Source organism: Enterobacter sp. JUb54 (assembly GCF_014298075.1).
GTDB lineage: Bacteria > Pseudomonadota > Gammaproteobacteria > Enterobacterales > Enterobacteriaceae > Klebsiella > Klebsiella lignicola.
Window position 1 is genome coordinate 1,194,840 of the sequence record NZ_CP060418.1, and the last position, 13,521, is coordinate 1,208,360.

Genomic DNA, 13,521 nt, shown 5'->3' on the forward strand with positions numbered 1-13,521 from the left:
CTATACATCTCATCCTTCATCCCTCAGGAACTGGGCAGGATGAATTTGTGTATATTGACAGTAGCAGGAGATTTAAGTTTATGAAAGTTAACAGTAATTTTAATTAAGCGAAACGCGACTAAAATCCCGCCAGAATGCCGCATTTCCGTACAATTATGGCGATAACTCAAATGGTTAGCGCTTTTTTCTCACGTGGCTATTTCCGCAGAAACCGTGGCGGGAAGCAACATAAATCAGGTTACGGTACGTACCAAATGCGCCGGGTATGCTTCAGATACGTTTTGTAAAGTTGTTGAGTGGGGGATGACGATAAGTCGACATAAATATGAATGCATTCATCGGATAACGCACATTTTTACAACTTCAGTAGTTACTTTCAAAGCGAAACATTTTCTCACGGCAATTATTGCTATTCCTGTTTTCCGTTGAACAAACAGAGACGTTGTCCCGGTGATGATAGCCCTGTTTCTTATCTCCGGTTTCGGGAGGATCTATGTCGAAAAAAGGTATTCGTGCGTTAGTGTATGTTTCTCTCGCCTCGATCTTTATCTGGGGTGCAGCAGGCTATCTGGTAGTGCAGGCGGTGCAGGTGATGTAAAGCGCCGGTCCTGATGTTATTTCGCCTCCTTTCCCCGGCGCTCGATGCCGGCGGGAAAGGGGGCGGGGAGATGCTCACACAAAAACTGGTACAGTTGCTCTACCGCTTGCCCGTTGCGCGACTCTTTCGGCCAGACCAGATAATAACCGTCGCCGGTGGCGACCGCCTGAGTGAACGGCGCGACCAGCAGACCGCTGTCGATAGCCTCGAGGCTCAGCAAAAGATCCCCCACCGATACTCCATGCCCGCTCATCGCCGCCATATTTCCCTGATCCAGACTGTCAAAGACGATACCCCGGCTGATGTCTGTCGGCGCCCGCGGCGCTATCTCCTGCAACCAGCGTCGCCAGTCACGGCGATCGGGGGTGGGATGGATCAGCGGACAGGTGGTTAAATCCGCGCGTGCGGCCTCCGCCATGGCCGGGGCGCATAGCGGAATAAGCCATTCGCTGAACAGCAGCGCGTGTCGGGTTTCGTCGCCAAAGTGGCCGTCGCCGAGCAGGATCGCGCAATCATAAGGCTCACGGGTAAAATCAACGTTGTCCCGGTCCATCCACACGCTACTCATCTCAATAACCGGTTTTTGATGCTGCTGGCGAAACTGTTGCAGCACCTTCAGCAGCCAGCGCATCGTTAAGGTGGACGGTGACTTCAGGCGGAGCTTTCCTGCCTGCTGGCGCAAGGCCTGGCAGGCCCGATCGATGGCGGTGAAGTTTTCCTCCAGCGCGTGTGCCAGCTGGCGGCCGGCCTCGCTGAGCGTCACCTTCGGTCCCTGACGAATAAACAGCTGACAATCGAACCAGGCTTCGAGGGTGCTGATATGGCGGCTGACGGCGCCGGGAGTGACATGCAGCGTCGCGGCGGCCTGGCTGAAGGAGCCTAACCGGGCGGCGGTAGCAAAAGCGCGCAGCGCATACAGCGGCGGCATCGACATCGCGATTCATCCTCAATGATGAGTAAAACTCACATTCAAGCTCAGTACGGGTCGTTTTTCAACTCTCAAATCAAGGGAGAGAATAGGAAGATCTGAAATGAAGAGTGAGTTTATATCATGAATTATGCCTTACTGATGGGGTACAGCCTGACGGTGCTGGCCCTGATTGCCACGCCGGGGCCGGTCGTGGTGCTGGTGACCGGCGCGGCGACTCATCACGGTTATCGATGCGCGTTACGTACCATGGCCGGGAGCAATATCGCCTCGCTGCTGCTGATTGCCGCCGCCGCCGCGATGTTGCGCGGGGTGGTGGCTATCCATGCGGATATGCTGACGCTGCTGGCGGCGGCCGGGTCCTGCTATATTGCGTGGCTGGCGGTCGGTATGCTGCGGGGAGCCCACTCGGCATCTGCGGCTTCGGCGCAGCGCGGTGGGTGGCTGATGGGGTTTGTGACCGGGGTGAGTAATCCCAAGGACATTCTGTTTTTTGTCGCGTTTTTTCCGCTGTTTATTCCTGTCACCCCTACGCCGGGACTGAGCCTTATTGTATTGACCGTGATCTGGCTGATTATCGATCTCAGCGTACTGTCGTTCTATATTTTCGCGATTCGCCGCTGGTTGAGCGCAGCGCATAGCGCACGGGTCACCAGCGTATCCGCCTGCTGTTTGCTGCTGTTTGCATTGTATGGTCTGGGCTATAACGGCTGGGTATGGCTAAGCCGATAGTCGCGGCCCGGTCATGGAGCAAAATGAGGAAAAGCGCGAGGGGATGTCGAAAGTGACGGGTTAAGCGGTCGCCGGATCAGTACAGGAAAAAGCGGGTGGCAATCACTGCGCAGAGGATCAATAAGACCAGGATGAGCTCAAAACGATAGCGCCGCAGCATAGTGCCCTCCAGAAAAAAACGGCGCTGAAGCAGCGCCGATTTATGATTCACCCGACGGAGCGGAAGAATTATGCAGCTGGCTGTGCAGCAGGTTTATCAGCCTGGTGTTTGGTGGTTTTGTGGTGCTTTTTAGCCGCCTGCGCTTTCTGGGCTACCGCAGGTTTGGTCGCCGCTTTGTGGTGTTTCTTAGCGGCCTGGGCTTTCTGTGCTGCTGCAGGTTTAGCTGCTGCTTTTTTGTGTTTTTTAGCAGCCTGGGCTTTCTGCGCTACCGCCGGTTTAGCTTCGGCTTTTTTGTGTTTCTTGGCAGCCTGGGCTTTCTGCTCGGTAGCCGGTTTAGCCGCCGCTTTGTGGTGTTTTTTGTGATGGGTAGTTTTGGCAGTGGTGCTGTGAGCGGCAGCCGGAGCCTGAGTGGTGCTTACTGCGTCAGCAGCGAAAGCAGCAGAAGACAGACCCATAGCAGCGGCAACGACCAGAGCTAATACTTTTTTCATTCTGATATCCTCGAATTGGTTTCTTCAGTGAACCCCACTGCGGGGCCGTTGAAAGCACTATAGGCTTCTGGTCAGGAGGCTTCAGTGAGTGTTTGGTATCGGCGTGTAACCATATGTACAACGTGGTACCTCCGGAACGGCAACGAGGATAACGTCGGAATGATGGCGCCGGGGAACCCCGGCGCCACGGGCTTACAGGTAACGTGAGGTCAGGTGCTGGCGGAAATAATCGCTGTTCAGATCCTCGCCGGTGGCGTTGGTAATCAGCTGCGAGGTGGTAAACCGGCTGCCGTGCTGCCAGATATTCTGTTGCAGCCAGGCAAACAGCGTGGAGAAATCACCGTTGGCAATGCTGGTTTCCAGCTGCGGTAGCGCGCGTTTCGCCGCCGCCATCAGCTGCGCGGCATACATCGCGCCGAGCGTGTATGAAGGGAAATAACCGAAACCGCCATCGGTCCAGTGGATATCCTGCATGCAGCCATTGCGGTAGTTGCCGGTAGTGGAAAGTCCGAGCCAGCTTTGCATCTTTTCATCCCACAAGGCCGGGATATCGTCCACTTCAATATCGCCATCGATCAGCGCGCGTTCAATTTCATAACGCAGAATGACGTGCGCCGGATAGCTGACTTCATCGGCATCCACGCGGATAAATCCAGGTTTGACGCGCTGGTTCCAGGCAATGAAATTGTCACTGCTGAAGGCCGGTTGATCGCCGAAACGCTGGCGCCCGGCGGGCAACAGACGTTTCAGGAAGGCATCGCTGCGCCCGAGCTGCATTTCGAAAAACAGGCTCTGCGATTCGTGAATCGCCGTTGAACGGGCAAGGGCGACCGGCTGGTCGAGCCATTTGCGCGGCAGGTTCTGTTCGTAGCGCGCATGGCCGGTTTCATGAATTACCCCGAACAAGGCGCTGAGCAGATCGTCTTCGTTATAGCGGGTGGTAATTCGCACATCCTGCGGGACGCCGCCGCAGAACGGGTGGGCGCTGATATCAAGGCGTCCACTATCAAAATCGAAGCCGAGGATGCGCATCGCTTCGAGACCCAGTTCACGTTGTTCGGCCACCGGGAACGGACCCTGCGGCGCGACGGGCGGTTGCTGCGCCTGCTTTTCGACGACGTCAGTCAGCAGGGCGGGTAGCCAGGATTTGAGGTCGGCAAACAGCACATCCAGACGCGCGCTGGTCATGTCCGGTTCGAAAATATCCAGCAGGGCATCGTAGCGCGAACCCCCTTTGGCCGCCGCGCGGATGCTGGCCTCTTCCCGGCTCAGTTTCACCACGTCACGCAGGTTCTCGGAGAAACCCTCCCAGTCGTTGGCCGGGCGCTGGCTGCGCCAGGCGTGCTCGCAGCGGCTGCCGGCAAGGGATTTGGCTTCCACCAGGCTTTCCGGCAGCAGCGCCGCCTGTTCATACTGGCGGGTCATTTCACGCAGGTTGGCCTGTTCAACGTCATTCAGATCTTCCTGCAGCGCGTTACGCAGCGCCTGGGCCACGCTGCTGTCCGTCAGGATCTGATGCTGCAACACCCCCAGTTCTGCCAGCGCGGCGCCTCGTGCGGCGCTGCCGCCCGGCGGCATCATCGCGAACATATCCCAGCCGGCGATGGCGCCGAGATGCGAGAAGCGGGAAAGACGCTGGAAAGTGCGGGTAAGCTGCTGATAATTTTTGTTTTCAGTCATGTGTATTCTGGCCTGTTGCGAATGAACGAAAGGCGTAGCCCGTATCGCTCTACACTATCCTGATCTGCGGCAATCTGCCAGACGGAGGGCGCAGGTTGACGCAGCACTATTTATTGTCAGGCGCCGGCAGGATCGAAATATTGTCACAATTTACCCTTCATACTTCAAGTTGCCTGGGTGTTGGCTGCACCCGTGCACCCCAGTCACTTACCTGAGTAAGCTCCTGGGGATTTACGGCTTTGCCGCCTACAAGCAACTCGAATTATTTTGGGTATAGTATGGTCAAGATGGCGGCTTAATTTTTAACCAGCGGCTACACTCAATGATGCGCAGGCCGCTGATGTGGGGGGTACTATGAATCCGTTCACCATGCTGTTTATTGCACTGCTCTCAATTGATGCCGTCAGAGAACTGATGGGGGCGTCGTCGGTATTGGGCATGTGGTGACAGACGTGGCCGATGAAGGCCACGTACAGAGCCGTTAACTCAGACGTTTGTGCAGACAAACGCCGGTAAGAAGTGCTGCTGTTAGCATTAGCGCGATAAAACCACCCACGCCATTCCAGCCATAGTTATGCCAGAAAACGCCGCCTAATGTCCCCGCGATGCTCGACCCCAGGTAGTAGCTGAACAGATACAACGATGAAGCCTGACCACGAGCGCGACGCGCACGCGGACCAATCCAGCTGCTGGCGACCGAGTGGGCGGCGAAGAAGCCCGCCGAGAACAGCAGCATGCCGGCGAAAATCAGCCACAAGGAGGAGAACAGGGTTAACATCAGCCCGGCCAGCATTACCCCGACAAACCCCAGCATCACCGGCCCGCGGCCAAAGCGCGCGGTCATGGCGCCGGCTTTCGGCGAGCTCCAGGTCCCGGTTAGATAGGCCACGGAGAGCAGGCCAACCACCGCCTGGTTCAGCGACCATGGCGACATCATCAGGCGATAACCGATGTAGTTAAACAGGGTCACGAAGGCGCCCATCAGCAGGAACCCTTCGAGGAACAGCAGCGGCAGGCCGCGATCGCGCCAGTGCAGGCGGAAGTTAATCAGCAGCGACTTTGGTCGCAGTGAGGTCGGGCGAAAGTGGCGTGATTCCGGGAGAATGCGCCAGAACATGATTGCCGCCGCCAGGGCAAAGCAACTGATCACCGCCAGCGCCACGCGCCAGCCAAAGAAGTCGGTGAATACCCCGGTCAGCAGACGGCCGCTCATCCCGCCGATGGAGTTACCGCTGATGTACAGCCCCATGGAAAAAGCCACTACGCTGGGGTGAATCTCTTCACTCAGATAGGTCATCCCGACCGCCGCCACGCCGCTCAGCGACAGGCCAATCAGCGCCCGCATAATCAAGATCCCGTGCCAGCTGGACATCATGGTCGACAGCAGCGAACAGCAGGATGCCAGCACCAGCGCGGTGACCATCACCTGTTTACGGCCGATCGCATCGGACAGCGGGCCGGTAAACAGCAGGCCGATGGCCAGCATGGCGGTAGAGATCGACAACGATATGCTGCTGCTGGCCGGCGTGACGCCAAACTCTGTCGACAGCACCGGCAGAATCGGCTGCACACAGTAGAGCAAGGCGAAGGTGGCCAGACCGGCGGAGAACAGCGCCAGAGTGACGCGAATAAACTGGGGGGTGCCGCGTTTAATAAACTGATTTGGCTGGGGAATAACATTGTCGATGACTTCGCTTGCCGGCACGTTGTCAACGGTAGTTGTACGACTCACGGAAAAATCCTTGCTGAGAACACAGAGTTATGTGATGTCACAGATCACACTTCTAAGGGTATGAAAAGGCGAATATTCTGTCTAATATATTAATAATCTCAAATAAGACGTTTAAGATATGAATATCGAACTGCGCCATCTCCGCTACTTTATTGCCGTCGCTGAAGAGCTGCATTTTGGCCGGGCGGCGGCGCGGCTGAATATTTCACAACCACCGTTAAGCCAGCAAATTCAGATACTTGAGCAGCAGATTGGCGCGCGCCTGTTTGCCCGCACCAACCGCAGCGTCAGCCTGACGGCGGCGGGGCGGCAGTTTCTGGTCGACAGCCGCTACATTCTCACTCAGGTGGATGATGCCGCCGCGCGGGCGGGACGGCTGCATCACGGCGAAACCGGCGAGCTGCACATCGGTTTTACCTCTTCCGCGCCATTTATCAAGCCGGTCTCCGACACGCTGTCGACCTTTCGGCGCCGCTATCCGGACGTGCATATCCAGACCCGGGAAACCAACACCCGGGAGCAGATCGTACCGCTGAATGAAGGGGCGCTGGATCTGGGGTTGATGCGCAACACCCAACTTCCGGAAACGCTGGTGTGGGAAAGGGTGCTGCGCGAGCCGTTGCTGGCGATGGTGCCGAGCGATCATCCGCTGGCGCGTCAGGAGGCGGTGAGCCTCGTGGAGCTGGCGCGTGAACCGTTCGTCTTTTTTGATCCGCACGTTGGCACCGGGCTGTATGACGACATTCTGGGGCTGATGCGGCGCTACGGATTAACGCCGACGATTGCCCAGGAAGTCGGGGAAGCGATGACGATTATCGGGCTGGTGGCGTCCGGGCTGGGCGTCTCTATTTTACCGGCCTCGTTTAAGCGGGTGCAGATTAATGAAATGCGCTGGCTGCCCATTAAAGAACAGGACGCGGTATCGGAAATGTGGCTGGTGTGGTCGAAGCACCATGAACAGAGTCAGGCGGCGCAACGCTTCCGGGAATACCTGCTTGCCGCCTCTGCGGTCATAAATTCAGACTAAATATTGTCAAAAATGTGCAGTAAATCACAAGGCTAAGTAAAAATTTGACGAGTGCCCTCGAAGTGCTTCACCATAGCAAAAAGTTTATTTCGAAGCGCGAAAATAAAGGGAGTCAACGGTGGTAGCGGACAGTCAGCCAGGCCATATCGATCAAATAAAGCAGACCAATGCCGGCGCCGTTTATCGCCTGATTGATCAGCTTGGCCCGGTGTCGCGTATCGATCTGTCGCGCTTTGCGCAACTGGCCCCCGCCAGCATTACTAAAATTGTGCGTGAAATGCTGGAAGCGCACCTGGTGCAGGAGACGGAAATTCAGGATCCGGGCAGCCGTGGGCGTCCGGCGGTTGGCCTGATGGTGGAAACCGAAGCCTGGCACTATCTCTCCGTACGTATCAGCCGCGGTGAAATTCATCTGGCGCTGCGGGATCTGAGCAGCAAGCTGGTGGTGGAAGAGCAGCTCGAACTGGCGCTCGAACATCCGCAGCCTTTCCTGACGCGCGTCGTCGAGCACATCGACAAATTTTTTATTCGTCATCAAAAGAAGCTGGAGCGCCTGACAGCCATTGCCGTCACTATGCCGGGGATTATTGATACCGAAAATGGCGTTATCCACCGCATGCCGTTTTATGATGATGTCCGGGATCTGCCGCTGGGCGAGGTTCTGGCCAGCCGCACCGGGGTTTCCGTTTATATTCAGCACGATATTAGCGCCTGGACCATGGCGGAATCGCTGTTTGGCGCGTCCCGTGGCGCGCGTGATGTGATTCAGGTGGTGATCGATCATAACGTTGGCGCCGGGGTGATCACCGACGGTCGACTGCTGCATGCCGGCAGCAGCAGTCTGGTGGAGATTGGCCATACCCAGGTCGACCCGTACGGTAAGCTGTGTTACTGCGGCAACCACGGCTGCCTTGAGACCATCGCCAGCGTCGAGAGCGTGCTGGAGCTGGCGCAGGTGCGGATGGCTAAATCCATGAGCTCAATGCTGCATCAGCAGCCGCTGAGCGTGGAGTGGCTCTGCGAGGCGGCCCTGCAGGGCGATCTGCTGGCGCGGGATATTATCAGCGGCGTCGGCCAGCACGTTGGGCGCATTCTGGCGATCATGGTGAATCTGTTCAACCCGCAAAAAATTCTGATTGGCTCGCCGTTTAGCCAGGCGGCGGATATCCTGTTTCCGGCAATATCTGACTGCATTCGGCAACAATCTCTCCCGGCCTACAGCCGTCACATTGCCGTCGAAAGTACCCAGTTCGCCAACCGGGGGACGATGGCCGGCGCAGCCCTGGTCAAAGATGCGCTCTATAACGGATCTCTGTTGATTCGACTGTTACAGGGTTAACATTTTCCCGTCGTCGCACCAAAAATTGCGCTATCTCAAGCTGATATTCCCCGGCTTCGCGTAGACTTTTCCCCACACTTTATTATTTTGTCTTTATATACCCAAAATAATTCGAGTTGCTTGTAGGCAGCAAGGCCGTAAATCCCCAGGAGCTTACTCAGGTAAGTGACTGGGGTGAACGGGTGCAGCCAACACCCAAGCAACTTGAAGTATGACGGGGATAACCAACATAACCGTGGGGTTAATGATGTTTAAGCGTTTCTTTATAACAGGGACTGACACCGCTGTCGGCAAGACGGTGGTTTCCCGTGCGCTGTTGCAGGCACTTGCTGCCAGCGGCAAAAGCGTCGCGGGATACAAACCTGTGGCGAAGGGCAGCAAAGAGACGCCGGACGGATTGCGTAACAAAGATGCGCTGATTTTACAAAGCGTGTCGACGCTGGCGTTACCGTACGATGCTGTCAATCCCATCGCGTTAAGCGAAGATGAAAGCAGCGTGGCCCACAGCAGCCCGATCAACTACGGCCTGCTGACCAATGGCCTGCAGCGCCTGAGCGGGCAGGTGGATCACGTGGTGGTCGAAGGCACCGGCGGCTGGCGCAGCTTAATGAACGATCTGCGTCCTCTCTCTGAATGGGTGGTGCAGGAGCAACTGCCGGTACTGATGGTGGTCGGGATTCAGGAAGGCTGCATCAACCACGCGCTGCTGACCGCCCAGGCCATTGCTAACGACGGCCTGCCGCTGATTGGCTGGGTGGCCAACCGTATCAACCCGGGGCTGGCGCACTATGCCGAAATCATCGATGTGCTGAGCAAAAAACTGCCGGGGCCGCTGATCGGCGAACTTCCGTATCTGCCGCGCGCCGAACAGCGCGAGCTAAGTCAGTATATTGATTTACCCATGCTCGGCAGCGTGATGACGGTAGATCGAATCCTCGCGTAGGGTTCTTGAGAGCACCGACGCCAGCACGCTGGCAATCAGTAAACCGGGCAGTAACGCATACTGTCCGGTCATTTCACAAATCATCAAGGTTGACATGATCGGCGCGTGCGTCGTGGCCGCCAGAAAGGCCGCCATTCCGGTCAAACCCATCAGAATTGCCATCCCCTGATCGTGATGCAGCCAAAGCCCGCTGAGGTTGGCGAACAGCATCCCCATCGCCAGGCCGATGAACAGAGTCGGTGTGAAGACCCCGCCCGGCGCACCAGAGCCGCTGCTGGCAAATACCGCAATGAGTTTACAGACAAAGACCAGCGCGATAGCGCTGAACAGCGGCGGCGACTGGAGATAATGTTGCACCGTGCTGTAACCATTGCCCCAGACCGCCGGTGTTACCAGCGACAGCAGCCCGACGATAAGCCCCCCCAGCGCCAGCTGGAAGGGCGGCGAGAGACCCGCGAGCAAAAAGCCCCGGTGACTGGCGCTCATCATGGCGATAAACAGCGGTCCGCACACCCCGGCCAGCAACCCGGTTGCCAGCATCAGCGCGTAGTGCATGGCGGTCAGCGGTTCATTGAACACCACCTGATACAGCGGCGACGGGCCGCCGTTCAGCAACTGGGTGACCAGCAGCGCGATCACCGCAGAAATCACTACCGGGCCGAGCGACGCCAGCATCAGGGTTCCGAACAAAATTTCGGCGATAAACAGGCTTCCGGCTAGCGGGGCGTGATAGGCGCTGGCCATCCCGGCGGCAGCGCCGCAGGCTACCCAGAGTTTCCATTCCGCTTTCGGTGTAAAGCGCCGGGCAAACAGCGATGCGGCCAGCGCCGCCAGCAGAATCATCGCCCCTTCACGGCCAATGGCGCTGCCGGTGGTGACCACCAGTAGTGACGCCAGGGATTTGATCAGACTGGCGGGCGTATCGAACTGACCATCGCCGGTCTCCAGCGCTTCCATGTAGTCGGTGGGGGCGTGAGGACGCTGGCGGGTCTGGCGTTGCCAGAGCCACAGCAGGGTGCCCGCAGCCAGACCGCCTACCGCAGGGGTTAGCAGCCGACGCCACCATGGCAGCGCCTCGGCGGCATTGACCAGGCTACCGCTATGATCGTTGAGGAAGACGCCTTCCAGCACGCCCATCGCCAGATGAAACAGGGCGACGGCGAACGCTGCCAGAATGCCCACCAGGGTGGCAATCAGCAGACGACGGAACATGACCGGGACATCGGGGTAATGATGAAGACGATGCATCAGCGGGTACGGGTAGCAATAATCATGCGCTTATTGTGATAGGAAATAAGCTTAGACGCAAAAGCGATAAATGCGCCTGGCGAGGTACAAGCGAACCGGGCATATAACAGAATTTATCAGGGCACTGAAAAAAAACGGCCACGCCGGAGTTATCCGCATGGCCGAGCGGTTAACGCTAGATTAGCGATACAGCGGTTTTGCGGCGACGGCCACCGGCAACCGAGTCTGCCATTCGGCCAGCGTCGCCTGGGCCAGCTGGCCGAGGGTCTGGTAAAAAGGATGTTCCGCTCCGGCGACAAACTGCGCCAGAAAGCGCCCGGACCAGGGAAGCAGATGCCAGGCAAGCAGTTGATGAAACGCCTCGTCCTGCCCGGACTCGCACAGCCATGCCGCCAGCAACAGCAGGGTGCCAAAGTTATCTTCCGGCTCCTGACTTTGCGCCGCGTGAGCGATGCCATGAGCGCGCATCCACTCGCGCAATGCCAGCGTCGAATCGCCGAACAGCACATTCTCTTTATCCAGCCACACGGATCCCCACGGCGGTGCCGGCAGCGCCCACGGCCCGATAAACAACCGCTGCCAGGCTTCGGCGAGAGGTTCATCGCTCTCACGGGCAAACCCGGCGACCGGTACCGCTGTCAACGGGAAGGGCCACTGCGACTGCCAGCTGCCGTCGCGCAGGGCGTTCACCAGCGCGGCGGCCTGCTCGCTATCCGGCGGGAATGAAAAGAGCGCACCCAGCGTGCGGGCGCTTAAGGCGACGGCGTCGCGGTATTGCGGTTGCATCATGTTTCAGGTTCCTTTCTGCGGCGCGGGCCTGTGACCCATGGCTTATCGCGCCGAACGGTGTTTCCGACCATCCGGGGGAGCCATCATACGCAAGGCGGGGAAGCAGGATATTATCCCGCATCAACTCCGGGAGAATATCCTTCACCTGAAATGGTCAGGGTATTACTGGGCGTCGCTCTCGGCACCAGACGAACGGGTATAGGTAATTTTGAAGGTGTCGTTGGCGCAGTGACCGACCACCTGGGTACCGGGCTGGTCAGGCTGGTCATTCGGCACGATCGCTAAGCTAAAGCCAGACGCCGGCACGCCGTTGTTGACGATTTTTTGCTGGATATCATTTTTCACGCGCTCGCAGGAATCGGGGGCAGCCAGCACGGAGGTTGAACCCAGCAGCAGAACCATACATAGCCAGGGTGAACGTTTCATCATAGACTCCTTATATTCAATCCATCTGGTTTTAAGCATAGCAGAACTGGTGTAAACAATTGTATTTGCTACTATGATTGTAATCTCCACAAAAGGAATCTGGCGTGAACAAACGGTTTTTGCTGATATCGGCGGTAATGGTCCTGAGCGCCTGTGATAAGCCGGCGTCACCGCAAGCATTTACGCCGGAAATGGCGAGTTTTTCCAATGAGTTTGAGTTCGATCCCTTGCGGGGGCCGGTGAAGGATTTCAGCCAGACCCTCTTCGACGAACACCACGAGGTGGTGAAGCGGGTGAGCGCCCATATGTCCAGCGAAGGCTGTTTTGACCTGTTGGATTTTGAAGACCGGGAGAATAAAACCGGCGCGACGCTGCTGCTGGACGCCAATTTTTATCTCGATGCCAGAACCCGCGAGAAGCGCCTGCGTTTGCAGGGGAAATGCCAGCTTGCTGAGTTACCCTCTGCGGGCATCGTCTGGGACACGGACGATAACGGATTTGTGATCGCCGCGCGGGGCAAAGAGACCACCGCCACCTACCACTATGACAGCGAAGGCTATCCGACCGGGAAAACCACGGTGGCGAAAGATGAGCGTTTTACGGTGCGCTCTACGCCGGTGTCTGACCCGCGTAAAAAACTGGATTACACGGCGACCAGCACCTTTAACGATCGGCAGTTGGGGAGCGTGTATCAAACCTGCGATTACGATCGCCACGATAACCCGGTGGAGTGTGAACTTCAGGTGATCGACGATAGCGTGCAGCCGCCATTAACCCGTCGATACACCATTAAAAACAACATCGAATATTACTGAGCCGTAGGCTTCAGCAGCGTCTGACCCTGATTACGGTGTTCGCTAATGTACTGATGCTGGAACAGACACATGCGGATGGTGTTGCGGTACTCGCCGTTGATGAAAAACTCATGAATCAGCTCGCCCTCGACCATAAATCCGAGTTTACGGTAGATGTGGATCGCTTTTTCATTTTCGCTGTCGACGATCAGATACAGTTTGTACAGATTGAGGACCGTAAAGCCGTAATCCATCGCCAGTTTCGCAGCCCGCGTCGCCAGCCCTTTGCCCTGATAATCGGGGGAAATGATTATCTGAAACTCGGCGCGGCGGTGGACGTGGTTAATTTCGACCAGCTCGACCAGCCCGGCTTTTTCGCCATCGCATTCAATCACAAAGCGGCGTTCGCTCTGATCGTGAATGTGTTTATCGTACAGATCGGACAGCTCCACGAAGGCTTCGTAAGGTTCTTCAAACCAGTAGCGCATCACGCTGGCGTTGTTATCAAGCTGATGGACAAAGCGTAGGTCTTCGCGCTCCAGCGGCCGCAGTTTAATGGTATGAGCGTCAGGCATGATGATTCCTGTAGATAAAAGCGAACAGGGCGCCCGCAGGCGCCGGACATGAAGGAAGG

At 57.1% G+C, this 13,521-nt stretch carries 14 protein-coding genes; 6 read left to right on the top strand and 8 right to left on the bottom strand.

The genetic code is table 11. The annotated features are described in order from the left end of the window. Nucleotides 1-614 precede the first annotated feature (614 nt). Nucleotides 615-1,532, bottom strand: a complete 918-nt coding sequence (locus tag HF679_RS05455) for a LysR substrate-binding domain-containing protein (protein WP_123754505.1) — start codon at nucleotides 1,530-1,532, stop codon at nucleotides 615-617. A 117-nt stretch (nucleotides 1,533-1,649) separates the two neighbouring features. Here HF679_RS05455 and HF679_RS05460 point away from each other — a divergent pair, with 117 nt between their 5' ends. Beyond that, nucleotides 1,650-2,258 (top strand): LysE family translocator, encoded by a 609-nt coding sequence (locus HF679_RS05460; protein WP_154143884.1) that lies wholly within the window; start codon nucleotides 1,650-1,652, stop codon nucleotides 2,256-2,258. 228 nt (nucleotides 2,259-2,486) lie between these two features. On the opposite strand, the gene asr is transcribed toward HF679_RS05460, so the two are convergent. Continuing rightward, on the bottom strand, nucleotides 2,487-2,909 hold the full coding sequence (gene asr / locus HF679_RS05465) for an acid resistance repetitive basic protein Asr (RefSeq protein ID WP_187042688.1): 423 nt from the start codon (nucleotides 2,907-2,909) through the stop codon (nucleotides 2,487-2,489). 192 nt (nucleotides 2,910-3,101) lie between these two features. Next, the gene (locus tag HF679_RS05470) at nucleotides 3,102-4,589 is read right to left on the bottom strand and encodes a carboxypeptidase M32 (protein WP_187042689.1); all 1,488 of its coding nucleotides are present in this window, start codon (nucleotides 4,587-4,589) and stop codon (nucleotides 3,102-3,104) included. Between the two features lie 354 nt (nucleotides 4,590-4,943). On the opposite strand from HF679_RS05470, the gene HF679_RS24745 reads away from it, so the two are divergent. After that, a complete protein-coding gene (locus HF679_RS24745) occupies nucleotides 4,944-5,036 on the top strand; it encodes a KPN_01571 family protein (RefSeq protein ID WP_217426886.1) in 93 nt (30 codons plus the stop codon). Nucleotides 5,037-5,070: 34 nt separating this feature from the next. On the opposite strand, the gene HF679_RS05475 is transcribed toward HF679_RS24745, so the two are convergent. Further along, entirely contained in the window at nucleotides 5,071-6,321 is a 1,251-nt protein-coding gene (locus HF679_RS05475; RefSeq protein ID WP_123754501.1) for an MFS transporter, read from the bottom strand. Nucleotides 6,322-6,439: 118 nt separating this feature from the next. Between HF679_RS05475 and HF679_RS05480 the strand changes: the two genes are divergently transcribed. From HF679_RS05480 to bioD, 3 genes are all read left to right on the top strand, one after another. Continuing rightward, nucleotides 6,440-7,348, top strand: a complete 909-nt coding sequence (locus tag HF679_RS05480) for a LysR family transcriptional regulator (protein WP_123754500.1) — start codon at nucleotides 6,440-6,442, stop codon at nucleotides 7,346-7,348. 118 nt (nucleotides 7,349-7,466) lie between these two features. Then, a complete protein-coding gene (mlc, locus tag HF679_RS05485) occupies nucleotides 7,467-8,687 on the top strand; it encodes a sugar metabolism global transcriptional regulator Mlc (protein WP_123754499.1) in 1,221 nt (406 codons plus the stop codon). 247 nt (nucleotides 8,688-8,934) lie between these two features. Next, entirely contained in the window at nucleotides 8,935-9,630 is a 696-nt protein-coding gene (bioD, locus tag HF679_RS05490; protein ID WP_123754498.1) for a dethiobiotin synthase, read from the top strand. Here the strand turns inward: bioD and clcB are convergent. From clcB to HF679_RS05505, 3 genes are all read right to left on the bottom strand, one after another. After that, nucleotides 9,583-10,878 (bottom strand): voltage-gated ClC-type chloride channel ClcB, encoded by a 1,296-nt coding sequence (gene clcB, locus HF679_RS05495; protein WP_187042690.1) that lies wholly within the window; start codon nucleotides 10,876-10,878, stop codon nucleotides 9,583-9,585. The genes bioD and clcB overlap by 48 nt on opposite strands. Nucleotides 10,879-11,058: 180 nt before the next feature. Then, complete coding sequence (gene dmsD, locus HF679_RS05500) at nucleotides 11,059-11,667, bottom strand: Tat proofreading chaperone DmsD (RefSeq protein WP_123754496.1); 609 nt, start codon at nucleotides 11,665-11,667, stop codon at nucleotides 11,059-11,061. 162 nt (nucleotides 11,668-11,829) lie between these two features. Beyond that, the gene (locus HF679_RS05505) at nucleotides 11,830-12,093 is read right to left on the bottom strand and encodes a DUF1161 domain-containing protein (protein ID WP_123754495.1); all 264 of its coding nucleotides are present in this window, start codon (nucleotides 12,091-12,093) and stop codon (nucleotides 11,830-11,832) included. Nucleotides 12,094-12,230: 137 nt separating this feature from the next. Between HF679_RS05505 and HF679_RS05510 the strand changes: the two genes are divergently transcribed. Beyond that, nucleotides 12,231-12,908 (top strand): YnfC family lipoprotein, encoded by a 678-nt coding sequence (locus HF679_RS05510; protein WP_410003358.1) that lies wholly within the window; start codon nucleotides 12,231-12,233, stop codon nucleotides 12,906-12,908. Here HF679_RS05510 and speG read toward each other — a convergent pair. Beyond that, the gene (gene speG, locus HF679_RS05515; protein ID WP_123754493.1) at nucleotides 12,902-13,462 is read right to left on the bottom strand and encodes a spermidine N1-acetyltransferase; all 561 of its coding nucleotides are present in this window, start codon (nucleotides 13,460-13,462) and stop codon (nucleotides 12,902-12,904) included. The two genes, HF679_RS05510 and speG, sit on opposite strands and share 7 nt — an antisense overlap. Between the last annotated feature and the right edge of the window lie 59 nt (nucleotides 13,463-13,521).